The sequence below is a fragment of the Labrenzia sp. PO1 genome (assembly GCF_012273635.1).
Taxonomy (GTDB): domain Bacteria; phylum Pseudomonadota; class Alphaproteobacteria; order Rhizobiales; family Stappiaceae; genus Roseibium; species Roseibium algicola.
In genome coordinates this window covers 153,677-178,665 of the sequence record NZ_JAAXCR010000006.1, presented here as the reverse complement: position 1 = coordinate 178,665, position 24,989 = coordinate 153,677, and the positions used below count along the sequence as shown (strand labels likewise).

21 protein-coding genes and 1 tRNA gene are annotated in these 24,989 nt (G+C 57.2%); 20 read left to right on the top strand and 2 right to left on the bottom strand.

All coding sequences use genetic code 11. The annotated features are described in order from the left end of the window. Window positions 1-72: 72 nt before the first annotated feature. Window positions 73-4,194: a hypothetical protein gene (locus HCG46_RS26075; RefSeq protein ID WP_168687899.1), complete on the top strand. Its 4,122-nt coding sequence runs from the start codon at window positions 73-75 to the stop codon at window positions 4,192-4,194. A gap of 30 nt (window positions 4,195-4,224) precedes the next feature. On the opposite strand, the gene HCG46_RS26070 is transcribed toward HCG46_RS26075, so the two are convergent. Beyond that, complete coding sequence (locus HCG46_RS26070; RefSeq protein WP_168687898.1) at window positions 4,225-4,350, bottom strand: YHYH domain-containing protein; 126 nt, start codon at window positions 4,348-4,350, stop codon at window positions 4,225-4,227. Window positions 4,351-4,466: 116 nt separating this feature from the next. On the opposite strand from HCG46_RS26070, the gene HCG46_RS26065 reads away from it, so the two are divergent. The 10 genes from HCG46_RS26065 (at window position 4,467) to HCG46_RS26020 (ending at window position 10,594) form a co-directional block, all read left to right on the top strand. Continuing rightward, window positions 4,467-6,431 carry a collagen-like protein gene (locus HCG46_RS26065; protein WP_168687897.1) on the top strand — a complete coding sequence of 655 codons (1,965 nt, stop codon included), beginning with the start codon at window positions 4,467-4,469 and terminating at the stop codon, window positions 6,429-6,431. Window positions 6,432-6,442: 11 nt separating this feature from the next. Beyond that, window positions 6,443-6,973, top strand: coding sequence for a hypothetical protein (locus tag HCG46_RS26060; protein WP_168687896.1), 531 nt, complete (start codon window positions 6,443-6,445; stop codon window positions 6,971-6,973). 67 nt (window positions 6,974-7,040) lie between these two features. Then, complete coding sequence (locus tag HCG46_RS26055; protein WP_168687895.1) at window positions 7,041-7,256, top strand: hypothetical protein; 216 nt, start codon at window positions 7,041-7,043, stop codon at window positions 7,254-7,256. Beyond that, window positions 7,246-7,710 (top strand): lysozyme, encoded by a 465-nt coding sequence (locus tag HCG46_RS26050; protein WP_168687894.1) that lies wholly within the window; start codon window positions 7,246-7,248, stop codon window positions 7,708-7,710. Before HCG46_RS26055 ends, HCG46_RS26050 begins: the two co-directional genes overlap by 11 nt. Beyond that, window positions 7,710-8,063, top strand: a complete 354-nt coding sequence (locus tag HCG46_RS26045) for a hypothetical protein (RefSeq protein WP_168687893.1) — start codon at window positions 7,710-7,712, stop codon at window positions 8,061-8,063. The genes HCG46_RS26050 and HCG46_RS26045 overlap by 1 nt, the downstream gene beginning before the upstream one ends. A gap of 7 nt (window positions 8,064-8,070) precedes the next feature. After that, entirely contained in the window at window positions 8,071-8,298 is a 228-nt protein-coding gene (locus tag HCG46_RS26040) for a hypothetical protein (RefSeq protein ID WP_205838709.1), read from the top strand. Continuing rightward, window positions 8,295-8,549 carry a hypothetical protein gene (locus HCG46_RS26035; RefSeq protein ID WP_168687892.1) on the top strand — a complete coding sequence of 85 codons (255 nt, stop codon included), beginning with the start codon at window positions 8,295-8,297 and terminating at the stop codon, window positions 8,547-8,549. The genes HCG46_RS26040 and HCG46_RS26035 overlap by 4 nt, the downstream gene beginning before the upstream one ends. Before the next feature lie 169 nt (window positions 8,550-8,718). Beyond that, complete coding sequence (locus HCG46_RS26030; protein ID WP_168687891.1) at window positions 8,719-9,477, top strand: hypothetical protein; 759 nt, start codon at window positions 8,719-8,721, stop codon at window positions 9,475-9,477. After that, window positions 9,470-10,039: a hypothetical protein gene (locus HCG46_RS26025; protein WP_168687890.1), complete on the top strand. Its 570-nt coding sequence runs from the start codon at window positions 9,470-9,472 to the stop codon at window positions 10,037-10,039. The genes HCG46_RS26030 and HCG46_RS26025 overlap by 8 nt, the downstream gene beginning before the upstream one ends. 6 nt (window positions 10,040-10,045) lie before the next feature. Beyond that, on the top strand, window positions 10,046-10,594 hold the full coding sequence (locus HCG46_RS26020; RefSeq protein ID WP_168687889.1) for a hypothetical protein: 549 nt from the start codon (window positions 10,046-10,048) through the stop codon (window positions 10,592-10,594). Window positions 10,595-10,658: 64 nt separating this feature from the next. On the opposite strand, the gene HCG46_RS26015 is transcribed toward HCG46_RS26020, so the two are convergent. Further along, window positions 10,659-11,327, bottom strand: coding sequence for an SOS response-associated peptidase (locus HCG46_RS26015; RefSeq protein WP_168687888.1), 669 nt, complete (start codon window positions 11,325-11,327; stop codon window positions 10,659-10,661). A gap of 446 nt (window positions 11,328-11,773) precedes the next feature. Between HCG46_RS26015 and HCG46_RS26010 the strand changes: the two genes are divergently transcribed. The 9 genes from HCG46_RS26010 to HCG46_RS25970 all read left to right on the top strand — a co-directional run bounded on the left by HCG46_RS26010 (window position 11,774) and on the right by HCG46_RS25970 (window position 24,971). Further along, window positions 11,774-12,898 carry an HNH endonuclease signature motif containing protein gene (locus HCG46_RS26010; RefSeq protein WP_168687887.1) on the top strand — a complete coding sequence of 375 codons (1,125 nt, stop codon included), beginning with the start codon at window positions 11,774-11,776 and terminating at the stop codon, window positions 12,896-12,898. Between the two features lie 185 nt (window positions 12,899-13,083). Then, a tRNA-Ser gene (locus tag HCG46_RS26005) sits at window positions 13,084-13,173 on the top strand. A gap of 420 nt (window positions 13,174-13,593) precedes the next feature. Then, a complete protein-coding gene (locus tag HCG46_RS26000) occupies window positions 13,594-15,876 on the top strand; it encodes a multiheme c-type cytochrome (RefSeq protein WP_168687886.1) in 2,283 nt (760 codons plus the stop codon). A gap of 116 nt (window positions 15,877-15,992) precedes the next feature. Beyond that, entirely contained in the window at window positions 15,993-17,390 is a 1,398-nt protein-coding gene (locus HCG46_RS25995) for a hypothetical protein (protein WP_168687885.1), read from the top strand. A 43-nt stretch (window positions 17,391-17,433) separates the two neighbouring features. Further along, window positions 17,434-18,708, top strand: coding sequence for a 2Fe-2S iron-sulfur cluster-binding protein (locus tag HCG46_RS25990; RefSeq protein ID WP_168687884.1), 1,275 nt, complete (start codon window positions 17,434-17,436; stop codon window positions 18,706-18,708). A 52-nt stretch (window positions 18,709-18,760) separates the two neighbouring features. Next, on the top strand, window positions 18,761-19,780 hold the full coding sequence (locus HCG46_RS25985) for a cytochrome c family protein (protein ID WP_168687883.1): 1,020 nt from the start codon (window positions 18,761-18,763) through the stop codon (window positions 19,778-19,780). Between the two features lie 12 nt (window positions 19,781-19,792). Next, window positions 19,793-21,502 (top strand): 4Fe-4S dicluster domain-containing protein, encoded by a 1,710-nt coding sequence (locus HCG46_RS25980; protein WP_168687882.1) that lies wholly within the window; start codon window positions 19,793-19,795, stop codon window positions 21,500-21,502. Next, window positions 21,499-22,326: a hypothetical protein gene (locus HCG46_RS25975; RefSeq protein ID WP_022997721.1), complete on the top strand. Its 828-nt coding sequence runs from the start codon at window positions 21,499-21,501 to the stop codon at window positions 22,324-22,326. Before HCG46_RS25980 ends, HCG46_RS25975 begins: the two co-directional genes overlap by 4 nt. A gap of 2 nt (window positions 22,327-22,328) precedes the next feature. Continuing rightward, the gene (locus HCG46_RS25970) at window positions 22,329-24,971 is read left to right on the top strand and encodes a hypothetical protein (RefSeq protein ID WP_168687881.1); all 2,643 of its coding nucleotides are present in this window, start codon (window positions 22,329-22,331) and stop codon (window positions 24,969-24,971) included. Window positions 24,972-24,989: the final 18 nt, after the last annotated feature.

Here is a 24,989-nt window from a genome sequence, read left to right as displayed (position 1 = left end):
AAGAACAGCCCCGTTTCCAGCGACACGGGGGCTTACACTCCGTTTGATCTGAACGCACAGGCTGGTGATCGAGTGGAAAAGCCCGGCTTCTTCGGCGCCACGGGTGCCGCGTTCCGGTCAGAAAATGAAGTCGGTTCGCTGCTCGCCTCGGAAGCTCTTGACCTCGACAAGCGGGAATATTTCCGGGTTGATCCGGAATATAACCCTTTCACCAACGGTGACTTGAAGGGCTATGAAGAGCATTCCGACCGCTTCCTTGAAGCCCAAAACGCAACCGTCGTGGAAGCCATCAAGGCCGATATTGACCGGGAAAAGCGTGACCGGGAAACCATTGAGGCGGCTGGTTGGGGCGGTACAGGTGCCGAGATTTTCGCCAGTGTTGCCAGCCCTACGCTATTGCTTCCAGGCGGCGCATTGGCGAAGGCTGGGCGCGCGGGCTACTTTGTCGGCCGCTCTGCTCTTTCCGTCGGTGTGGCGTCCGGTGCGGGCGCAGCTTTGCAGGAAGGCGCGTTGCATCTGACGCAACAGACCCGCGACCCGGGCGACAGTGCTTATGTGGTCGGTGGCTCCGTCATTCTGGGCGGGGTGCTGGGCGCTGCTGGCGCTCAAATCTTCAGCCGGTCGGATTGGGCAAAATTCAGCCACGCACTTGAAGAGGACTTGGCCGACGCAACGCCGCATCCTGCGCAAGTCTCGCAAGAGATTGTCCGGAAGCTGCGCAGTGCTGGTTCTGCGGCAACCGATGACCTTGATACAGTCGATTGGGAAAAGGAATTGCAGATTGGTGGCGGCCGTGCGGCCAAGGCGATTGCGAACGCAACGGCGGCTGTACGCCTAAATCCGGGGCTTCAGCTTCTAACCTCTCCTTCGATGAAGTCCCGCACCACGTTCCTGAAGCTGGCAGAAAACCACGTCGGCACGGCGGGCGAGTTAGAAGGCCGAACGCTTGGCCCGGCGGTGGAAAGCACGATGAAGCGTTACCAAGGCAACCTTGCAACGTTCATTGTAAAAAGGCGCGAGGGCTTCAAATCGGCAAGGAAAGCAGGGTTCACCGGGAAGCAGGCGGACTTTGACGCGGCCGTTGCCCGTGCCACCCGACGTGGCGACAAGGACGTTGACGGCAACGAGTTCGTTGAAGCTGTCGCACGGTCCTGGCGCGAAGACGTAGCGGACCCGCTGAAGGACGAGGCTGTGGGCGTTCGCCTTTTGCCGGAAGGCGTGAAAGTGACCACCGCACCAAGCTATCTTTACCGGATGTACGACCGGGGAAAGATCCTTGCGGGCGAGGGGCAGTTTCGGGGCATCCTCAAACAGTACATTCGCGGCGAGGTCGACAGGGCGATTGCACGGCAAGAGGAAATCGAGATTGCCAAGAACATCAACCGTGCATCTGACGTTGACGAACAGCTAAGCCGTGCGCTCGGGCGTGTCGAGAACGTTGACGAGCGCCTGGCCAATCGCAGGAAGGTCCGCGAGGGCAAACTATCAGCGATCCGCCGGAAGGAAGGCAAGCGCTTTGACGTGCTCCGGGGGCGCGTTCCTGAAACGGTTCTTGCTGCGGCAAAGCAAGCGGCTGATGACGATGTCATGGTGTGGTCGGTGGCAGAGGCTTCCCAATCGGTGAAGGCCGGGCAAAAGCGTCCTGTGCTGTCTCTACTGTCGCAGAAAGGCGGCGTTAAGATCGGCTCTGCGCTGGACCAAGAGCTTAGGCATATGGGGGTCACCCCGAAGACTGCCCCGGGCTTGTTCCGAAAGGAAGGCGGCCTGTCAGCGGTCGACAACTTGGTTGCGCGGGAAGACCCGTTGCTTGCCCGGATGCACACAGACCAGAACGGTTACGCTGACCCGGATGAAATCTTGGCGGCGATCCGTGATGAAATGGCCGGCGCACCACTCCGCACTGAAGACGAGTTGGCGGCAGAAGCCGCGCGCGAAGCTCTTGAGGCCAACGCGGAACAATGGTTGGAAAGCATCGGCTTGCCTTCAAATGCAACGGTCAAACAGGTGCGCGAGCGACTGAGCCGGGCCTTGAAGCAAGAAGACAAGCTGTCTGATCTTGACCAGGCTATCGGCCGGATGACGGGTGAGCTGGAAGAGTTCGACAGACTTACCGACGAAATCTCGGCCGAACGTCTCATTGCCGAAGCAGAAGCCAACCGCTTTGCGGATGAGCTGAATGACTTGGAGGCGAAAATCAACGAGGTGCGCCAGCAGGCCAATGCCTCGCCAACGGTTAAAATCTTGGTCGATTTCGCCGACGCTCGAAAGGCTTTTGCAAAGGGCCGGTACGATCAAGCCCGGATCGGAAACCGGATCGAGGCCATTGAACGCGTTGAAGCCGAAGGGCGGATGACGCCGGACATGGATGCAGAGTTGCGGGCACTTCGGGCCGACAAGAACAAGGCCGACGAACGGGTGTTAAAGGCAAAGGCGAAAGTTGATAAACTCAAGCCAATGCTGCCGAAGGATCGGGGCGAAGAGCTGGACTTTGCCGACGACTTAGACATTGACGGCTACGTTGACGAAATCGTGGGAAGCACCTTCGACAAAATCACCGGCCGTCAGGTCGAGGACGTGCCCGACTGGATGGTGCCAGTTAGCCGCGGACCTTTGAAGGGCCGGACGCTTCACATTCCTGATGAGCAAATAGAGGGCTTCCTTGTCAATGACATGGAAATGATTGCTCGGCGGTATGTGCGGCAAATGGCGTCTGAAGTGGAGCTGACCCGGGCATTCGGCCGGGCTGATATGCAAGACCAGATCAAGGAAATTCGCGCGGATTACAAAGAACTTCGGGCGAAAACTTCGGATCAAAAGGAGCTGACGAAACTCAAGAACCGTGAAGACGTGGACGTTGCCCACATTGAAGCTTTCCGCGACATGTTGCGGGGAACCTATCGGGCGGCGGAAGAGCGTTCGAATTGGTCAGCTTTTACCCGTCTGGCGCTGAGTTGGAACTATATCCGTCTACTTGGTGGGGTGGTGCTTTCAAGCTTGCCTGACGTGGCGAACGTTATGACTAGGCAAGGCCTAAGGTCATTCTTGGATGACGGACTAACGGGCCTGGTGTCGACCACCAAAGCGGCAAGGATTGCAAAACGTGACGCCCGTGAGTGGGGCATTATCACGGAAACGGTTCTTCAAACCCGGTTGGCTGAATTGGCGGAACTTCATGATCCTTATGCGGCGGGGACAGTTGTTGATCGGTTTATGAGCAATACAACCTCGTTGTTCTCGCGGGCGACGTTGCTTAGCCATTGGAATGACACGCTTAAAACTATCGTGACGTTGCAGGCCGGTAACAAGATCGCTCGCCTTACGCTTGGCAGTTTGGAAGAACTTCCGACCAAGTGGGAGACAGTCGGTCGACAGGCTTCCTTTGCCAAGCTTTCAAAATACGAGCGCGGCTATCTCGGCAAGCTCGGTATTGACGAGGCGATGGCAACCCGGATTGCTGACCAGATCGACCAATATGCTGTGAATGAGGGTGGAATTTGGGGGCTCAATCTCAGGGCATGGAAAGACAATGATGCCCGCCGCGTCATAGGTGCTGCACTCAGCAAAGAGGCTGACGGCGGGGTAGTCACTCCCGGCATTGCGGATAAACCGCTCTGGGCACGTTCCAATGCGGGAAAGCTCGCAATCCAGTTCAAGAGCTTCGGTCTTGCCGCACACCAGAGGATTTTGTTGTCGCGACTGCAAGGCCGGTCAAAGCACCTAGCTGAGTTCCTGGCATTCGGAACTGCGCTTGGAATGATGGTTTCTTACCTCAAGCTCATCGAGCGCGGGGACTTCGAAGCCGCCGATCGCCTGACTGAAAACCCGGGGCTTTGGATCGCAGACGGTTTCGATAGAACCGGCATTGCTACGGTACTTATGGACGTCTCAAACACTGCCGAAAAAATCGGCGCTCCTTTCGGGGTCAAGTCTGCGGCGCAAGCCATCGCGGGAGACGAAGACAGAGGTGCGGACGTTTCGAGATACGCAAGCCGCAATGTCTATGGCGCAGTGCTTGGCCCGTCTGCTGGATTGCTCAAGGATCTTGCAATAATCGCGTCTCAAATCGCCAACGGTGAAATGGATAGCGAAGGCGCGCGAGCTGCAGTCCGACAGGTGCCAGGTGGAACTCTCCCTATCGCCCGGACAGTCTTGCAGACCATTGCAAAACCGGCACTTGAGGACGCTGCAAAATAAGGCGCCCCCGAACTAACGGGGGCGCAATTTTCAGTGGCAATGATAGCCGCCAGTTTTGCGGTTGTGGTGGCAACCGTTACTGTCGGTACCGCCACTGTGAGCCAAGGCCGCTGTTGAGAAAATCGCGACCAATATTGAAACTAAAAGCACCCTCATTTTCTTGTCTCCTCCAATGCATTGTCTATGCAGCTACAACTCTAGTGTGTGCAGGTTGTAATTGGAAGTCGGCTCTTTGCTCTCACAAGTAAGGGGCATTTTTTGGGAACCTCAAAATGACAGTAGCAGCCTTGACCGAAGGCCGCGCCCAGATCACGGGCGACGGCGTGACGGATCGTGTCGACTTGCCTTTCCAGTTTGTCGACCAAAACAACCTGCAGGTATCACACCGGACTGCAACCGGCGTGATTACCGTTTGGCAGTATCAGCAAAGCCCGGGCAACTGGCACTTTACCGGGGGCAACTTCGGCACCGGTACTGTGCTGTTCGATGCAGCCGCCTTGCAGCCGGGCGAAGTGCTGACGGTTCTGCTGGTGAGCAATTACGATCAGCCTTACAGCCTGGCGGGTGGGGAGATTGACCCGGCAGTCATGGAACGCGCCATGGACCGGACGGCCATCAATATGCAGTCAGTCGCCACCCGGGCGCTGATCGAGGTCAACGGCGGTTTTGACCTGAAAGGCCGGCGGATGATCAACGCGCTTGATGCGGCCGAAAATCAGGACTTGCCGACGCTGCAGCAGGTTCTTGAAATCGCTTCTCTCCCGGGGGCTCAAGGGCCGAAAGGCCCGGTTGGCAACCAAGGCCCCACGGGTCCGTCCGGTCCGCAAGGCCCTGCAGGTCCGCAGGGGCCTCAGGGGGAACGCGGCCCGCTCGGCTATGAAGGTCCGCGAGGTCCAACCGGCTTTCAGGGGCCGGAAGGTCCGCGCGGTCCCGAAGGTCCGTCCGGTCCGACTGGTTCGCAGGGCCCGATTGGTCCGCAAGGCCCGCAGGGTCCAGAGGGACCGGTTGGGAAATCCTTCGATCCGGATTACACCGGCTTGACGGCCGACCGGGCGGCTTATGACGCCGAGCCCAAAGACACGTCCTTTCTCGATACTGAAGCGGGGATTGTCTATTGGAAGCTCTCCAACGCGGTCGGCGCCTGGTCGACGGGTGTCAACTTCGGGCGCGGGCCACAGGGCTTGCAGGGGCCGCAGGGCATTCAAGGCCCGGCCGGTCCCGTTGGCATGAACCACCGCGGAACGTGGAACGTGGCAACCGCTTACGTTGAGCGGGATACGGTCAGCCATGACGGGTCTTACTTCATCTGCGTGTCGGCACATACTGGCGTTACCCCGGCAGACGCGGCGGCGGAATGGGACATTGTTGCGGCAAAAGGGGAACGTGGTCTGCAGGGCTTGCAGGGCATCCAGGGGCCGGAAGGGCCGCAAGGCGTGCAAGGCCCGGAAGGCATCCAAGGCCCCAAAGGCGATACTGGTGCGCAAGGTCCGACAGGTGCACAGGGGCCGCAAGGTCCGCAGGGCGATCCCGGGTTGAGCTATCGTGGGGTCTGGACTTCTGGCAACACCTACAATTCGGACGAAACGGTCACCTACAACGGATCGTCCTATATCTCGTTGCGGGTGAACGTCGGACAGAACCCCAGCATTTCACCGGATGATTGGGGCTTGCTGGCGGCCAAGGGCGACGTGGGGCCGGTGGGGGCCACGGGGCCAGAAGGGCCGCAAGGTTCAACCAGCTACGACGCCGGGACCGTCGGCGGTCTGACGCCAAGCCAGTTGTTGCGGTCTGATATCGGGGGCACGATCAGCGGTAGTCTGACCGTCAACGGTCACGTCTACGCCACCGGCTACATTTACGTGAACACGGACAATAGCGGCGACGCCTGGATCGTTTTCAAAGATGCGAACAGCGGCGGTGCTGACCGTCTTTTGGGATGGGACGACAGTGCGAACGCACTTGTTGCTGAAGAGAATGACGGCGGCATTCACAAGCTGGCGCTTGTTTATGACGGTTCAAACGCAAACGAGACAAACTTTCCGATTGGGCACCCCATCCTAGTCAACCAAGGCGTCACGCAAACAGCCAACCGGAATGCCTCTGTCACGGTAAAGCTTGCCAGTGGCTCGCTTGACTACAACGGAAATTCAGGAGGCAGCACAACACTTTCAGGAACCTGGCGTTGCCGTGGTCGCGGCTACGGCGGTTCCGATATTCTGGTTGTCCGCGTGTCCTAAAGGGGGAACAAATGCAGCAAGACTTTAACACTCACACGCCGACCATAACGAACGTGATTGGTTTCGAGGCTTCGACAGAGACAGACCACACGGAAATGAATATGGCCAAGATTGTGGGAGCGGTGGCTTATGACGTGATTTGGCCGAATGGCCATACCGAAACGCTCTATACTGGCCTTCGTCCCGGCGACAACTTCGGTTGGACTATCAAGGTAATCGAAGCTGTGCAGGCTTGGCGAAATGCCGGCGGGGTCATTCCGGAATGGGTACCGCCGACACCTGAAGAGCTTCGCGAAAAGATGCCGTCCTTGACTGCTCGCCAATTCCGTCTTGGCCTTCTGCAGTCTGGACGTTCTCTTTCTCAAGTGGAGACGGCTATTGCGGCCATTGCTGATCCTACCGAACGTGAAAAGGCGCAAGTTGAATGGGAGTATGCGGCAGAGTTTAACCGCATGCACCCGCTTGTCGTGTCCCTTTCGGTAACTCTTGGGTTTACACCGGAAGATGTCGACACGCTTTGGCAGAGTTCTTTGCAGCTCTGACCGGATCGCCCAGCAATTACCACGCACCGCCCTTGAGGCGGTTTTTTTATGCCTGAAAGGCACCCCAATGAAACTGGTTTCAGACTGGCGCGCGGTCCTGCAAAGGGCTTGGAGCGTGCGCCTTATGCTGCTTGCTGCGCTGCTCTCTGGCGCGGAAGTGGCTTTGCCCTTTCTGAGCGACTTCATTGCGCCGGGCTTACTTGCTGCCCTGTCGGCGCTCACCGTGTCGGCCGCGTTCGTGGCCCGGCTTCTCGCACAAAGGAACATGAAAGATGGGACGTAAAACCCGCCTTGTCGGCGGCATTGGCGCGGCTTCGATTGCGCTGGTCGGTGCCTGGGAAGGTCTGCGCCTGGCGGCATACCGGGACGTTGTCGGCGTTCCAACCGTCTGTTACGGCGAAACGCTCGGGGTGAAGCTTGGGGACAAGCACACAAAGGCCGAGTGTGACGCAATGCTGCTGGCCTCGTTGCAGCGGCATGAAGCCGGAATGAGAAAGTGCCTCAAGCGGCCGGATGCCATTCCCGCAAAGTCCTATGTCGCGTTTGTCAGCCTCACCTACAACATTGGGGTCGGGGGCTTTTGCCGGTCGACTGCGCGCAAGCGTCTCGATGCCGGGGACGTGCGCGGCGGCTGTAACGCTGCCAAATGGTTCAACAAGGCAGGCGGCCGGACGATCCGGGGACTTGTGAACCGCCGCGCGGCCGAGCATTCGCTTTGCCTGGAAGGGCTGCGGTAATGCCGGTGATCACCTGGATGCTCCAAAGCCGCACCGCGCGTGCTGCCCTTGCCATTGCCGCCATTCTGGGCGGCTTTTTTGTTTGGCACAAGGTCGACAAGTCGAGCGCGGTTCGCCGGGCCGTTGTCGAGTATGTGGCCGACGCGGAATTGACCGCAGCCCGGGTGCAGCTTGAAGAACTGAAACGCCGGAAGGTTGTCACGGAACGGGCAAACCGGCGTTTCCTCTCCCTTATCGATCAGGCCAACGCGGAAGCGGAAGCCGCAGCACAGGAGTTGGAACACTATGTTTCGACCGTTGGGGATGGCTGCACTTTGCAGCCTGATCTTTTTGAGCGCTTGCGCAACCAATGACGAGCGGTTGCGAACGGCCGCCTCACTCTCGGCACACGTGGAAGCCTCGAAGGAGTTGCCGGGCTATCCGGAAGACTGCCGGCGGAAAGAAGCGTCCGGCGTTCGGCTCGGGGAGCCTCTGGACGTTGCCTTGATCCGGACAGACCAGGCGCTTGGCCGCGCCAATGCCCGCGTGATGCGGTGCGGCCGGTGGTACGACGAAATCAAACAGGGCTACGCAGGGGGCGTGCAGTGAACGAAGATCAGATGCGGGAAATTGCCCGTGAAGGTGGCAAAGAAGGCGGCCGGGAGGCTGCTCAAGAAGTGCTCAAGGCGCTCGGCGTCGATATCGAGAACACCATCGAAGCGCAGAAAGACATGCATTTTCTGCGTGATCTGCGAAAAGGAACGTCCAGCGTTAAAGGCAAGATGATCAACACCATAGTGGGGGCTTTGGCGCTGGCTGGCCTGTACAAGCTTCTGTCCGGCGTAAAGTGGGGGCCATAAAATCTTGACAATCCAGTTGGAAAATGAACTTTCCGACGTGGGGCCAAAACGTTGCCGGAGTTCTGTATGGCTCTGGTCAGGATGATACCTGATCGCGGAGGGTGATTGGTTCTTGCTTTCAGTGAAGCGAGAACCGATATTGATAGCACAATTAGGAAGGTAATCTATTTTGGTTGGCGCGCGTAGCTTGCAATTTGCATGGTTTCCCGAGACCGTAGAAGGGGTTAATGCCACCACGGTTTATACTCGTTGTGTTGGAAAAGATCCTGATACATCTCAGATCAACAAAGTGCCAACCCCAAGTAGCCCTTTTCTCAGCAGCGCAAGTGGCAAAATCAACGGTACAGAATACAATGTACGCGTAAATCAAGGGCGTATCGATTTATTCGCAAAAGGTTACGTAGATCCAGAAATTTATTTTGAAAGAATTCCCAACATTGATTTCGAGTATACGATGATGGGTGTACTGAATAGAATTCAAGATAATTCTATGGATTTTGTTGGGAGTGCCACAAGGCTTTCGATTGTTGCAACTTTGTGCTTTCCCTCTGATGATCGAGTTGATGCCAATCGAAAGCTTATCGAATTCTGTTCACTTCCTATAGAGCCAGATGACGCGAGAGATTTGTCATTTCAGTTTAATAAGCGGAAACAAATTTTAGAGAGTATCGAAATTAACCGTATAAATAAGTATCAGGTTGAAGAGACCCGAGTCATGGCGGTGCAAGTCGACGGGAACACCGGAGCTGAGTTGGGTTCTTCACTCGTTTCTGAGGCTTCCTACAGTGTGCTTGTTACGCTAGACTACAACACTGTACCTACCGGAATTAAATTCAGTTCTTCAGAACAGAAAATAATATTTGGCGAACTTGCTCGTGAGCTTAACAATTTTGCTCCGATGCCTTCTGTATCAAATATCGATGGGTGACAAGATGGCAGGGATTAGCAATTCAAGCGAAACATTTGTTGATGCTTGTCATGAAACACAAACAATTGTTCCGCCATCAAGCCAATCTTCTTTTACAAATAAGACATGCGGCCCCGAAATTGACTTTCGCGCAGTGCCCAGTCGTGCAAGCACAGATTATCGTCCACTTTCAAATTGGGAAGGGCACGTTTACGCTGAATTGTTTCAGGCGATCCATAGTATGAGTGAGTTACCTGAACAAGAAGATTTGTTCTTGGTGCCGGAAGTTGCGAAAAAAGCCTCTTCTGTTTTAGGGTTTTTGAAAGAACAAGTTCAACTAGCTCCGCCAAAGATTATCAATCAAGATGGAGAAGCTCTTTCATTTACTTGGGATGATCGCGTTCTTAAAAAGTATCTTACGGTTTCAGACGAAGAAATTGATCTAATGCACGTGTGTAAGCCATTGCTTACACGTTGCGAAGAGGTTCTGTCTGAGGGAGAGGTAATTGACTATAAGACAATATTTGATCGGTTTTCTGGTGTTGCGCGTTCATCGTCCATGAGCGAAGAGTTGGAAGATTGATTTTCAATGCAAAAGGAAGATATTATATGCAGAGCTGCGGTTTTTCCTAAGTTTGTCAATGGTGATATTTTTGACATTGAACAGTTCTTTAATTTTCAATCCTACGATTCGAAGAAAAATCTTTACATTACTTCGGTAGTTTCGAAATTTATTGCTGGTAGCGAAAAAAAAGTTCATGCGTACGGTGAGTCGGTCGCGGAAGCCTCAAATATGCGCTTGAATGAGCAATTCCAGGGAAATATCCCAGCGGACAAAGTGTGCCGATATGTAGGCTACTATGATATTCGATACTGTGATGCGGTCAGTGTCACGATGAGCTACTACAGTATCCGAGTAAAATGGCGACCAGAAAACGATTGTCAGGCACATTTTCAAATTGAGATGGTCCAAGATCATGGAGAAACTGGGAATGCTCGACAGCGCAGAAACGACAGAACTGTTGCTATCTACGCTCTGTCAAAATTAATGATGGGACCAACGAGGCTGCCGGCTACGGCAGAAGGCGTGCATAAGAGCATCACAGATCTATTGCCTGATGCTCCAGTTGCTGCATAGGCGCTATGTGTTTTTTTGACTTTATTATCTATTTTGATCAAATCTTTAGCGCAGCTGAAGTAGTTTATATCTCTCGGACAAATTCTTTGTTGGATGATGCGTTTACCGAGTTCACTTGTCTATCAACTCGATGAAGTTCGAATTGAGCACGCATATTTTGCCCAAGTAGCGCTTTTGCATCTTTGACACTTGTCTCGCTGCTGATCCAATCTTCGTATGCAGCCTGATCCAGAACAATGGGCATGCGGTTGTGCACCTGACTGATAGGTGCCACTGCGGGAGCTGTAAGGATCGTGCACGACGTTACGCCAAGCGCATTGTTGTGTGTCCATAGACCAGCGAAAGAAAACGGCGCCATGTCCGGCAGGTGAATGAACCATGGGTCCCGTCCACCGTCTTCTCCCTTCGTCCATTCGTACCAGCCATCGGCGGGGATCAAACACCGGCGGGTTTTGTATGCATCCCGAAACGCCGGCTTCTTTTCCGCATCCTCAGAACGCGCATTGAACATTGGGTACTTACTCTGTAGCTCCTTCGCCCAATGTGGGACCAACCACCACCGACCATCAGAAACAACTTGGTTTCCGTCATTGTCCAAGTGGATGAACGGAACTTCCTGTGTGGGAGCTATGTTGTAGCGTGCTTCGGTGTTCCGCTGCAGGTACTTGTCATTGAGCCTATAGAGGCGAACAAGTTCCCGCCAGGGGCTTATGAGGGTGTAACGGCCGCACATTTTCCGTCCTTTTACCTATGGTGGCAGCATAAAATGGCGCAAAGCAATGCCATTGTAAGTTGCTGACCAACGATGGCATATTATCCTCTGGTTGGTGAGAGGGGCGTATGACACCTGAGAAAATTGGCGCTATTGCACTGACAGCACTACTAGCATTGTCCGTTGCCTGGGAGCCCGGGCCAAGAGTGGTAGGATGCGGCATCAAGGGCAACGTTAGTATACGAACGGGCGAGCGTATTTATCACGTCCCTGGCCAAAAATATTATTGGGCAACGCGAATCAATCCATTCAAAGGGGAGCGTTATTTCTGCTCCGAATTTAATGCCAGGCAGGCGGGCTGGCGCAGAGCGCGTATCTAGCCATGCCATAGAACCGACGACCGACTTTTAGCTTTTTCTGAACGGCGAGCCGGCCAGCAAAACCGTTGCCAAAATGAGTGACGACACATGAAATATAATGACCTGAATTCTCGAGACGCCGTTCTAGACGCGATTGAAGAGTGCGATGCGCTCGGACGAGACGCGTTTCTTGAAAAGTACGGCTACAAGCGAGCCCGCACTTATACTCTCCACCACGGGGGTAAAACATACGATACCAAAGCAATGTACGGCGTTGCGTACGGCAAGCAGCATGGGAAGGCCTTGAGGTCCAGAGACTTTACCGGCGGGGTGGCAACCGTTGTGCCTGTTTTTGAGAAACTTGGCTTTGTCGTTTCGAAAGTTACACATCCAGCGGAAGTGCTGGAAGTTGGAAAGACCTATTTTCGTAAGGGGTTGAGGGACCTCTTTGGTGGACAGTTGCAAGCTGGCATCTGGACTCCGAAGGAGTTCCCCGTTGTATTTATTTTCTCTGGTGAGAGCGGGGCGAAGTACGGGTACAAAGACGGTTGGACCGCGGAAGGAGTGTTCAAATACACGGGGGAAGGCCAGTCAGGAGACATGACCTTTACTAATGGAAACGCCGCGATCCGAAACCACAGGCAGAACAACGAAGACATCTTGCTCTTTGAGGACCTTGGGAAAGGAAAAGGTGTTCGATACGTTGGTCTTTTTGACTTTGTAGATTGGAACGAAGTCGACGGGTTCGATGAGAAAAAAAATCGAAGAAAATTGATTGTGTTCGATCTGGTGCGTGTGGACACACCAACGCTGCGTTCAGATGAAACTTTTGATGTTGAAGTGCCGGGAGCATCAAGGAAGACGTTGGTTGAGTTAAGGCAGGCCGCCTATACAGCAGCGGACCCTGCCGGTTCCAAACCAAAGGTTGGAAAGGCGCTCACTGTTTGGCGTGAGCGCAGCAAGGCGGTCCGTGACTACGTGCTGGCCAGAGCGCGAGGGCTGTGCGAAGCGTGTGAGCAGCCGGCACCATTTTCTAAGAAAGATGGTTCGGCGTATCTGGAGGCGCATCACATTGAACGTCTTGCAGACGATGGCCCCGATCGTCCGGATTCAGTAACGGCGATCTGTCCAAACTGCCACCGGAGAATTCACAACGGTGCGGATGGAGCGGAATGGAACGACAGGGTCCGCCATAAGGTCAGTAAGTTAGAGAAAAAGGCTGATCAGGCCTGATCGTTAGTTCCCGGGAACAAATCAGAACCAAACTGTCGGAGTTTTGCAGAAATCTATCTGCAATTCGGTATCTGTTCTCTGCATGTTCTTACATGAAGGTGCAAAGCTGCGGGCGTGGAAAACCTACTCTGAAAATCAAAAAAGGGCTTGCTTCCCAAGGCTTCGGGCACTAAACGGGACGGACCGGAGAGGTGGCCGAGTGGTCGAAGGCGCTCCCCTGCTAAGGGAGTAGACGGGCAACCGTCTCGAGGGTTCGAATCCCTTCCTCTCCGCCACTTTCCTTCTTCCCACCTTCATAGTCCTATTTCGCTGCGCTGCAGGTAATCCAGTCTGTGTGCTGGTGTGACGCAAACATTGTTTTGCGAGAATGTGTTGTTGCGAGCGGAAACACAGCGGCAGCAACTTTGTGACCTTCCGGGCGAATGCTGCCGGCAACGCAATTGATTCACGCCATTGCCCGAAATTTGAAGGCACCGGTTAGCGACGCGACAGTGCGTTGCTCTGTTTGTTTCTGCGGTTAGCCGCGAATTTACCAAGGCGAAAATGCGGCTAATTTGTGAACAGTTTTCTTTTGATGTTGTCCTGAGGTTTCCGTAGTGTGAATTTGAGTTGGGGGATCGGTGTAAGCGATGGCCTGAGAACATGTTTTGTGTGGATCTGGAATGTCGCGTTTATCGGAATTTTTTCGACCGTTTTTGAAGCCTCTTTTCGGAATACTCACCCTTTCCGGCGCTGGCAGTGTTGATCGCGCAGCCGCTTTTTCAGACGAATTTCGGCAGTATCACCAGCAGCTTATCCAATCTGGCGATGTACGGGCGCTGGTCGATTTCGTATCCCAACTCGAAAACGGCAGGAGCGCCGGCGATCGCCTGATCCTGGCGCAAGCCGAACAGAATGATGACTTGCTGACGCCCGCCGAAGACGCGGTTTCGGATGAGGCGATTCTGACGGACAGCAGTGACGACCTGCTGCCTTCCGATGACGGAAGCGATGATCTGCTGACCGCAGAGGAACCCGGTGCCGCCTCTGTTTCCGATGGTGACGATCTGCTGGCAGGTGATGATCCCAAGGCTGATGGAGATGATCTTCTGGCTGGCGATGACTTGCTTGCCGGGGATGATTTGCTTGAAGGTGATGACCTGCTTGCGGGCGACGGGGCCGATGTTTCCGGCGACGACCTTCTGGCCGGAGACGACGATCTTCTCTCCGATGATGACCTTCTGACAGTTGGCGATGATGACGACCTGCTGAGTGGCGGCGGAACCGGGCTGACCGAAACCGTTGAAGGCAAGAAAAAAGAAGAAACGATCCGGCGAACAGCCAATGCGGAGCATGAAAAGCTCTTCCTGGAAAGCAAATATCCCTCCGCAAACACCTGTGCGACCTGCCACCCTGGCCAGTATGAGCAATGGTCCGTGTCTCAGCATGCCTATGCGCAGCTGAGCCCGATCTACATGGCGATGCAGACCACCATCAACATGAAGACCAGCGCGACCAACGGCGACTTTTGCATTCGCTGTCACAACCCGGTCGGGATGAACATCGGCGAGTCGCTCTATGTCTCAAACCTGAAGCGCAACCCGACCTCACGGGAAGGCATCACCTGCGTTGCCTGCCACCGCGTCAGCCGAAACTACGGCAAGATCAGTGGCCGGTTCGCGCTGGAAGAGGGGGATGTGTTCTCGCCGGTCTATGGCCCGAAGGGCGGCGAGGAGCTGAAGCGCGTTCTGAACACGCCCGAGGAATACCGGGTTTCCCAAAGCAAGGATGATCCGGGACGCAGCATCCATACCGAGGCGAAGCCTTTCTTCGCGCTCACCAAGCCAGGCTTTTGCGGCACCTGCCATGATGTGACGCTGTTCAACGGCTTCAAGCTGGAAGAGGCTTTTGCCGAATACAAGCGCTCGCCGGCCGCCAAGCGGGGCGAGACCTGTCAGGACTGCCATATGGGCAAGGTTCAGGGCGTTGCCTCCGGCTATGATTACGGCCCCGCCGCAATCGTTGGCGATGTCCCGACCCGTAACCGCAAACTGACCAACCACATGTTTGCAGGCCCTGATTACTCGATCATTCATCCGGGCATTTTCCCGCACAACGTCGAGGCGGCGGAGTTCAAGACGCTGGCTGAATGGCTGCAGTTCAATGTCGGTGCCGGTTGGGGAACGGACAAGTTCGAGGACAACGTCAAGGACGGCTACAAGTTTCCCGAAGCCTGGTCGTCCATCGATGATCGTTATGATGGCCGCGAGATCCTGGATACCCAGTTCGAGCGGCTGGAAAAGGCGCGTCAGGCACGGCTTCAGGTGCTGCGCAACGGCTTCAAGCTGAGCGACATCACCATTGTCGACAACACCAGCCGGGCTCTCAAGTTCTCCGTCGATGTCAGCAGCGGCACGGACGGACACGGTGTGCCGACCGGGTTTGACGCCGAACGGCTGATATTCCTTCAGGTGACGGTCAAGGACAGCAAGGGCAACACGGTTTATGTGTCCGGTGACCGGGACCCCAATGGCGACGTTCGCGATGCCCACTCGCTTTACGTTCACAATGGCGAGCTGAAGCTCGACAAGGACCTGTTCAGCCTGCAATCCAAGTTCGTGGTCCGCCTGCTGCGTGGCGGTGAACGCGAACAGGTGCTGGCGGTGAACACTTCGACGGACGTTCTGCCGCTCGTTCGGCCGGAACGCCGGGCAACCACCATCTACGGCAGGCCGCGCGGGGCCAGAAAGCACAAGCAGAACCTGGAACCGGGGGCAAGCCGCACCGCGACCTATGCCGTTCCCGCCGAAAACCTGAAGCCGGGTGAACGCTATTCCATCTCGGTGAAGCTGATTTCCCAGATGGTGCCGGTCAACCTGATCGCGGCCATTCAGGGAGCGGGCTTCGACTACGGCATGAGCCCGGCCGGTATCGCGCGCAAGGTGGTGCAGGGCAGCTCCGTGCTGTGGACGCGCAAGGCGAGTGTCGTGCTCAAATGAGGTATCAGGCAAGCAGAACTCGGGGACGGCGGTTCAGAGCGTGGGCAATCACGACGGTGGCTTCGGCTGCGCTTCTTCTGCAGTCCAGCGGGCAGGTATGGGCAGCGGGCAGTGCCTTGAGCGACGACCCAATTCCCATGGTCACGGAAGCGGAAGTCCGCAAGCATCAGGAAGAGAACAGCGGGCCTGCCCCCCTGATTGCCGGTGACCACCATTCAAGCGAATTGAGCACCGATGCAGTTCCGATCATAGCGGAAGATGAGGAGCCCGAACCGACGCCACCGATCTTCCAGCGCGGCGAGAAATTCCTCGCCAGCGGAAATCTTGCGCCCGGTATCGAATTGCCGACCGGGGCAATCTGGCAACCGGCGCTTTGGGTGTTCGGCGACGCGCGCACCGCAATTGGCCACTATGCCAACGGCGTTGAAGATCCGCGCCAGTTCTGGGCGAGCCGTATCGACATCTTTGCCAATCTGAAACTGACACCCACCGAGCGGATCCTCATCGGGTTTTCGCCCTTGACGGAAAAACGCCGGAACACGGGCATTCTCTATACGGATGAAGGCGGCGTTGAATATGTCAACGGGCTCAATCCCTATGTGACGACACTTTTCTTCGAAGGTGAGTTCGGCGAGATTTTCCCGAACCTCGACCCGGACGACAACCGCAATTTCGACTTCGGATTTTCCATCGGCCGTCAGCCCCTGTTCTTTCAGGAAGGCATGATGATCAACGACAGTGTCGACGCGCTCGGCATTACGCGCGACACGATCGTCATTCCCGGCTTGACGCCGGATCTGAGGGCCACCGGCGTTTTCGGCTGGAACAATATCCGCCGCGGCGACAATGAACTCGACGACAGTGCCTTCCTTCTCGGCTTGTTCACCGAGGCCGATTTCCGCAAGAGCACGGCCAATCTGGATCTTGCCTATGTCATCAGCGATGAGGACGAGGGGGGAGACGGCTTCTATTTCGGGGCGTCCGCCGTACAGCGGTTCGGGCTTTACAATACGGCGTTCCGGATCAACACCTCGACCGCGATCGAAAAGCGAGGCCCGGCTGTCGACAACGGCGTGCTGATGTTTTCGGAAGTTTCGCGCACCGTGACGGCGTCTGAAAACGTCGTCTATGCCAACGCCTTCTGGGCTATGGGCAACTACACCTCCGCTGCCCGTGACAGCCTCACGGGTGGTCCTCTGGGGCAGGTTGGCATCCTGTTTGCCGCTCCGGCTGTTGGTCTGGGCGGGTCTGCACTTTCCAACCGGGCAGACAGCGTCTTTGGTGGATCTATCGGCCACCAGATGTTCTTCAACGAGGACAAGACACAGCTTGTTATGGAACTCGGTGGTCGCAAGGATACCGACGGCAGCGACGCCGGTGTGGTCGCATTCGGCGGCCAACTCTTGCATGCCCTCAACAACAGGAGCAGCATTCAGGTCGACGGGTTTGTTTCCGCCGGACAGGACCGGAAGGCGGGAACGGGACTGCGAATGGAACTGAGAACGAGGTTCTGATGAGAAACATCGGCTCATTTCTGGTCGGAAAGGCGGCCTGCTCATGATCCTGGCACTGCAAATCGGCGGTGGTACGATTGTTGCGCTCGCCCTGTTTCAGCTCTGCCTCGGGGTTTATTCATCTGTGGCGGCCGTCTTTCGCGAAAGACGTCTGGACGCCAGGCACCTGCAGCATTTCAACGATCTGGCGCAGGCTGCTCTGCGCAATGCGGAAGTCGACAGGCTCAAGTCCGGATCGACCTGGGCCGGAAAACGCAAGTTCCGGATTGTCGAAAAGCGTGTCGAAAACAAATGCGGCGATATCTGCTCGTTCTATCTTCAGCCGCATGACGGAGGCGAGCTTCCACCATTTCTACCGGGCCAGTTCCTGACGTTCGAACTGCCGATTTCAGATCAGCCTGCACCTGTTATCCGGTGCTATTCCCTGTCCGACAGTCCCTCCCGTCTGGACCGGTACCGGGTCACGATCAAGAAACTGCCACCGCCGCCGGATGCCGGTGAAACCGTACCTGGTGGGCTATCCTCGACCTATTTCCATGCCAACCTCAAGGAAGGCGATGTCGTCGATGTGCAAGCGCCCAAGGGCGGTTTCGTATTGGACCTGCAATCGGAACGGCCGGTAGTCCTGATTGGTGGTGGTGTCGGCCTGACACCGGTGCTGTCCATGCTGAAAGCGCTTGACGATGCCGGCAGCCACCGCGAAGTGCATTTCTTCCACGCCGCGCGTAGCGGCGATGACATTGTGCTGTGCGACGAAATCCGGGAGATCGCCGAGCGGCGGAACAACGTCCATTACCGCGTGCTCTACAGCGCACCGACCGACGCTTGCGTTGAGGGACGGGATTACGATTGCCAGGGCTTCCTGACAGTTGATGTGCTGAAGCGGTATCTGACGTCTTCCAACTACGAGTTCTATGTTTGCGGCCCTCCGCAGATGATGTCTTCGTTGACGGAGCAGCTGCGCGATTGGGGCGTACCGGACAGCGATATCCACTTCGAGGCATTCGGGCCTGCGTCCGTCAAAACCGTCAAGTCGCCGACAATTTCAGGAGAGGCGGCTGAAAGCGTGCAGGTGGAATTTTCGCGCTCCGGCAAGAAGGTTTCCTGGCACGAGCAGGACGGAACGCTGCTGGATCTGGCCGAACGCAACGGCATCCGGGTCGCTTCCGGCTGCCGGGCGGGCAACTGCGGAACCTGCGCAACAGCGCTCAAGGAAGGCGACGTGACCTATGTCACGCGGCCCGCCAGCAGCCCGGCGCAAGGGTCGGTGCTCATGTGTATCGCTTGCCCGGGAGGCAATGTCATTCTGGACGCCTGACGACGCGAGAGGGTGTCCATCATTTTTGGATCAAAGGATTGAGGGATTGGATATGGCTGGATTACTGAAGGGCTTGCGCCAGGCGGCGTCCTGCCTTGCCGTGTGCGCTGTCGGATATCTCGTGCTGGCCGGACTTGCCCCGGCTCAGGCCGACCCGAGCATGATTGTCGGACCGAACGAATGTGCGGAATGCCACAAGAAGGAAACCTCGATCTGGCAGAACACGCATCACTTCAGCACCTTCAGGGATCTGCCCAAGAGCGAGGATGCCGAAAAAATCGCCGCCAACATGGGCGTGAAGCGACTTAAGGCGGAAAGCCTTTGCACCAACTGTCACTTCACCATGCAGACGGTGGACGGCAAGGAAAAGGCGATTGCCGGCAATTCCTGCGAGTCCTGCCATGGTCCTGCCAAGGAATGGTACAAGGTCCATTCGGACTTCAGCGGCAAGAAGGAAGGTCAGGAAACCGAGGCGGAAATTGCCGCACGGTGGGAAAAGGCCGAGGCAGCCGGCATGATCCGGCCCAAGATGACTTACGCACTGGCGAAAAACTGTTTCAGCTGTCACCTGGTGCCGAACGAGGAACTGGTGAATGTCGGCGGTCACACGCCCGGCAGTGCGTTTGAACTGGTTAGCTGGAGCCAGGGCGAGGTGCGTCACAACACCTGGTACAACAAGGCCAAGTCCAACCCGGAAGCATCCATCGAACGCAAGCGGATGCTGTTCCTCGTCGGGCGTATCGTCGAGCTGGAAACGGCACTGATCGGCGTTAGCAAGGCGACCGAGAAGAAGGACTACGCCGTGAAAATGGCCAAACGGGCAAGCAATGCCACGAAGGTCATGGCAAGTCTTGCCAAGCTGTTGCCCGAAGTGCCCGAACTGGGTGCGATCCAGGAAATCGCAAGTGGTGCAAAGCTCAAGCTGAACAACCAGGATGAGCTGACCGATGCCGCGGCAAAGATCTCCGTGCTCGGCCTCAAGTTTGCCGACACCTACGACGGGACGACGTTCGCCGCGGTCGACAAGTACATTCCGGGAGCCGACAAGTTCAAGGGACCCGTGACGCAGTAGGGAGCCGGACTGTTGGATCAGGAGCTTCGCGACGAGCGAAACCGGCGCTGGGACGAGCCATTCGGCAAGGAACCGCTGGACCGGGAGACGGTGGACCGTGTCCTGGCCCTGCCGGCGTTTGCCGACGTCAATCCGGCCGACTTTCCCTCGTGGCTGCCGGTTGCAAGCGTCATTGCGAATGATGGCCGGATCAGGACCTTTCAAAAGGGCGAAACTGTCCTGCGCAAGGGTGACTATGGAAGTTCGCTGTTCATCATTCTGTCCGGATCCGTGTTCGGCCTGACTGCGTCTGCGCCGACCGCCGGCTCGGGCCGCAAGCAACAGAAATCCTGGCGCAGGTCGCTTGCGCAACTGTTCGCGCGCAAGCGTCCGCCAGAGTACCGCCCTGCGCGGCGGCGGTCTCGCAGACCTTTGTCCGCGGCCGCTTCAGTCAATGAAGGCACACGAGCAAATGCGGTGGAAGCTGCCCTGCGTGTCGACGCGGACGAGCTGATTGCGAAGCACGAGACTTTCCTGCTGGAAGCCCCGCAGATGTTCGGCGAGCTGGCCGCCCTGACCCGAAGCCCAAGGCGCGCGACCATCTATGCCCTTGAGGACGACACTGTCCTGTTCGAGCTGCGCTGGCAGGGGCTGCGCGAAATTCGAGACTGGTCGGATGGCTTCCGCAAGCAGATCGACCAGCTTTACCATGAACGCGGTTTGCTGACCCGTTTGCAGGAATGCCCGGTCTTTGCCCATGTCGACAGTACAGCGCTGGCGGAAATCGCAGAAGAGGCCCTGTTCGAAACCTATGGCAATTTCAACTGGACCCACCGGTTCAAGACTGAAATTTCCAAGGAAGATGGTGCGCAGCACATCATCCAGCAGGAACCGGTGATTTGTGAACAGGGCAGTCACGTCGACGGTTTGTTGCTGATCAACAGCGGCTTTGCCCGGGTCAGCGAACGGATCGATCACGGTGACAGGACCATTGGCCATCTGTCGAAAAACGACGTTTTCGGACTGGATGCGATTGCGGCGTTTGCGCGGGACAAGGTTTCTCCGGTTCTGGATACGAGCCTGCGCGCCATCGGCTATGTCGACGTCATCCGCATTCCGACGCATCTGGTCCAGAAACATGTATTGCCGGGGCTCGATCCTTCCTTCCTGCGGCAGGGCAGGCCGGATGATCGTGACGGCACGCGCGGGGAACTGCGCCAGGGCATGATGGACTTCCTCGTCGATCACCGTTTCATCAACGGTGAGGAAGCCATGCTGATCAACCTGGAGCGCTGTGTCGGCTGTGACGATTGCGTGCGCGCCTGCGCGACCGCCCACGACAACAACCCCCGCTTCGTTCGGCAGGGGAGCCGGTTCGAGAACGCGATGATCGCGAGCGCCTGCATGCATTGCACCGATCCGGTTTGCCTGATCGGCTGTCCAACCGGCGCCATTCACAGGGCCGAGGACAGCGGGACTGTCGTCATTGACGACAACACCTGCATCGGCTGTGCGACCTGCGCCAATTCCTGTCCGTACAGCAATATCCGGATGGTCGAGATCCGTGACGAGAACGGGCAGTTCGTGACGGATCGCGAAGGGCAGCCCATCAGCCGGGCAACCAAATGCGATCTGTGCGCCGATCAGCTGACGGGCCCAGCCTGTGTCCAGTCCTGTCCGCATGACGCGCTTGCGCGCGTCAACATGCGCGACACCGAAAGACTGCTGGAGTGGCTGAAATGAGCTGGCTCCTCAATCGCAACATCCTGTTGAAGCTTGGCGCGGCCGCAGTTTTGCTCGCGGTTTTCATGACCGTAAACCAGGCTTACCGGATCTCGTTGCGCGACAGCCAGTTCCTCAACGGTTGGGTTCTGGTGGCGGTCATGGCCGGCATGCTGCTGCTGACGTTTCGCAAGCAGTTGAGCACGTTGCCGCTCGGGCGCGTGCGCCACTGGTTGCAGGTGCATTATTACCTCGGGTTCCTGACCATCGGCGTCTTTCTGGTGCATACGCATCTGCGGTTTCCGAATGCGCCGCTGGAATGGCTCTTGTGGATCCTGTTCGTGCTGGTTTCGGCAAGTGGCTGTGTCGGCGGTTTTCTGGCCCGGATCGTTCCCGTGCGCCTGGAAGGCAGAGGTGACCGGGTCCTGTTCGAGCGCATTCCCGTGTTGCGCGCGCAAATCGCGGACGAGGCGGAAACTCTGGCGCTGGCGTCGTTGGAAGACGGCAGTTCCGTCAGCCTTGCCAATGTCTACCAGCGGGAGCTCGGCCGGTTCTTTGCGCGGCCGCGGTATGTATTCGCGCATCTGCGCCAGTCGAGCCTGCCGATTTCGCGGATCATGGGCGAGTTGCAATCGATCGAGCGGTATCTGGACGGCAAGGGCAAGGAGCGTCTGGAACGGATGCGCCAGCTGGTGCGCGCCAAGAACGACCTTGATTTCCAGTATGCCAACGGCGGATTGCTGAAACTCTGGCTGTTTGTGCATGTACCGCCAACGTATGCCCTGATCCTGGCAATCCTGGCGCATGTCGTTGTTGCCTATGCCTTTTCGAGCGGAATTGCCTGACCATGAGCCTGTTACGCAGAATTGGTGTTCAGGAACGCCGCTATGAACGGCCGCAGGACGACTGGGTCTGCGGACATCTTGCCGACGGGTGTCCGTGTCGTTTGGGACCGGACCGGAAAGGAAACTGCAGGGCGGGGCCTGCCTGCCAGCCTGTACAGGACGGTGACCGCTGGATTTGCCGGCGCTCGAGCCAGGAAAGCGGACCTTGCGACGATGGTCCGCTGCCGGACGGAAGTTGCTGTCTGAACCAGGAACCCTGCGCGCCGAAGCCGAGCCTGCGCAAGCGCAGGCGGCGGGCAGCAGTCTGGCTCACGGCGCTGACTGCCGGGCTCGTGGCGATCATTCTCTCCGGCGGGGTGACAAAGAACTATCTGATGCCGGGCCGGCTTGCAGCCCAGCACGCCAACCTGACAGATTGCCAGTCGTGCCACGCCGACGCACGTCCGCAAGGCCTTGGCTGGCTTCATGGCCTTGCCGCGACAGCTGCAGGACCGAAACAGACAGCAGCGCTTTGCACCACCTGTCACGACGTTGGTTCGCAGCCGTTCACGGCACATACGACGCCGGTTGAACAGCTCCGGCAGATGACGCTTGCCCGCACGGCGGAAGTCGGCACCGGGCGTGATCAGAGCTGGACAAACCGCATCAAGTTCTCATTGCCGATGGCAGGGCAGACGCAAGGTAGCTCAGATACCGGGTCGCAGAACATCTATTGTGCCACCTGTCACCAGGAGCACCAGGGAAGCCTGGGCAAACTGACCGAAGTTTCCAATGACAGGTGCCAGACCTGCCATGTCGAGAAGTTCGGGCGTTTCGAGGTCAGTCATCCGCAATTCGCAGGCTATCCCTTTTACCAGCGCACCAGCATCATCTTTGACCACAAGTCGCATTTCGGAAAGCACTTCCCGGATACCGCCGAGAAGCCCGATGGTGCCGGGAAGGTTCCGGCCATGTGCGAGACCTGCCATGAGGCGGGGAACGACGGCCGCTACATGGCAGTTCGAGATTTCGAAGGCATGTGCGCGACCTGTCACAGTGGCGATATTCTCGGCCAGACCATCGTGAGCGGACCGAAGGGCACGAATTTCCTCTCTGTTCCGGGCCTGGACGTCGAAACGCTTGCGGAACGGGGGATCGACGTCGGGTCCTGGCCGGAAAGGTCCGAGGCAGGAATTACTCCCTTCATGCGAGCGCTTCTGGCGCTGGTGCTGGACGGCCGGGATATCGTGGGAGAAGTGTCGGACCTGGATCTTCTGGATCTGCGGGAGGCTGATGAGGACGCTCTGGCAAGGGTCCAAACGCTGGCCTGGGCGGTGAAGCAGTTGCTCGCGAATATCGAGCGTGATGGCCTTCCTGCCGCCATGGGCGCCGGGGCAGCGGACAGCGAAACCATGACGGACCACAGGCAAATGGCGCTGATGGTCGGAGTGATGCCACACGACGTGATCGCCGCCGCCAACCGGGAATGGTTGCCGGATCTCGCCGAGGACCTTGCCCGCCACGCCGACGGAACGCCAACCCGCGCGTTCGAGGAAGCCCGGCAGGAGGTTGAAGAGAACAACGCTGTACAAACCGAAGAGGTCGCGTCGGACAACCTTTCCGAGGGGGACGACAACGATATTCTGGCTGGGACAGACGATGCCGCCAGCGAAAACAATGGTGCGGATAGCCTCATCCTTGGCGGCGGAACGGATGATGGCGCAGAGCTGGCTTCCGAGGACCTGTTGCTGGCGCCTGCAGGAGCCGATGACGCATTGGCCGGCAAGGCAGATACCGACGATGACATTCTTGCAGACGAAGGCTCGTTGGTTGAAGACGGTCTTGCCATAGCGGATGACGCAGGCGCCGACGTGTCGGACGGCTTGGACATCCTGGCGGAGGACGACGCTTCGAGCAGTTCCGATGGGGACGCTCTTCTCGGCCAGCCTGCGGGCGGAGAGGAAATACTTGCCGGTGACGACATTCTTGCCGGTGAGGACATCCTTGCGGCAGACGAAGGCGGAACGGGCCTGTTGAGCGATGCGGCCGAACCTGTCGACACCTCGACTTCAACTGACGACCCTTCTGCGCAACCCCGGGAGGAACCATTCGATCCGGAAAACTGGGCTCTTTACGGCGGCTGGTACCGGCAGGACCATACGATCCGGTATCGCCCGACGGGACATGAAGACCCCTTCCTGAAAACATGGCTCGATTATTCGAGCCATGCGGCAACGGATCAGGAAAAGGCCCTGCGGGATCCTGTATTTGCCTCGCTCAGTGACCCGGGCGCGGTGGGACGCTGTACCAAGTGCCACAGCGTCGACACAGCCGGCGTTGAAAAGGCCGTGCGCTGGCACCCCTTCGATCCCGCTCAGGTGACGACACGTTTCACGCGCTTTTCTCACGACCCGCACATCAGCGCAGTTGGAACGGAAGGATGCGTGACGTGCCACGCGCTCACCACGGGGGCGGACACCTATCTGAAGAGCTACGAGCAAGGTGACCCTGCCATCCACGCACCGAACTTCACCCCGATCGATAAGGCCACTTGCGCGACCTGCCATACGGAACGTGCGGCTGGAGAAGAATGCACGCTTTGCCACCAGTATCACACGGGCGGTTTCAGCCTGCCGCTGGTCCGAACCGAGGTGCCTAAGGAATAGCAGTTCGCAAGAGTGCTC

Coding starts and splice junctions, on each gene's coding strand:
- HCG46_RS26070 (WP_168687898.1), bottom strand. CDS start 4,350: ATGAGGGTGCTTTTAGTTTCAATATTGGTCGCGATTTTCTCAACAGCG.
- HCG46_RS26065 (WP_168687897.1), top strand. CDS start 4,467: ATGACAGTAGCAGCCTTGACCGAAGGCCGCGCCCAGATCACGGGCGAC.
- HCG46_RS26060 (WP_168687896.1), top strand. CDS start 6,443: ATGCAGCAAGACTTTAACACTCACACGCCGACCATAACGAACGTGATT.
- HCG46_RS26055 (WP_168687895.1), top strand. CDS start 7,041: ATGAAACTGGTTTCAGACTGGCGCGCGGTCCTGCAAAGGGCTTGGAGC.
- HCG46_RS26050 (WP_168687894.1), top strand. CDS start 7,246: ATGGGACGTAAAACCCGCCTTGTCGGCGGCATTGGCGCGGCTTCGATT.
- HCG46_RS26045 (WP_168687893.1), top strand. CDS start 7,710: ATGCCGGTGATCACCTGGATGCTCCAAAGCCGCACCGCGCGTGCTGCC.
- HCG46_RS26025 (WP_168687890.1), top strand. CDS start 9,470: ATGGGTGACAAGATGGCAGGGATTAGCAATTCAAGCGAAACATTTGTT.
- HCG46_RS26020 (WP_168687889.1), top strand. CDS start 10,046: ATGCAAAAGGAAGATATTATATGCAGAGCTGCGGTTTTTCCTAAGTTT.
- HCG46_RS26015 (WP_168687888.1), bottom strand. CDS start 11,327: ATGTGCGGCCGTTACACCCTCATAAGCCCCTGGCGGGAACTTGTTCGC.
- HCG46_RS26010 (WP_168687887.1), top strand. CDS start 11,774: ATGAAATATAATGACCTGAATTCTCGAGACGCCGTTCTAGACGCGATT.
- HCG46_RS25990 (WP_168687884.1), top strand. CDS start 17,434: ATGATCCTGGCACTGCAAATCGGCGGTGGTACGATTGTTGCGCTCGCC.
- HCG46_RS25985 (WP_168687883.1), top strand. CDS start 18,761: ATGGCTGGATTACTGAAGGGCTTGCGCCAGGCGGCGTCCTGCCTTGCC.
- HCG46_RS25975 (WP_022997721.1), top strand. CDS start 21,499: ATGAGCTGGCTCCTCAATCGCAACATCCTGTTGAAGCTTGGCGCGGCC.
- HCG46_RS25970 (WP_168687881.1), top strand. CDS start 22,329: ATGAGCCTGTTACGCAGAATTGGTGTTCAGGAACGCCGCTATGAACGG.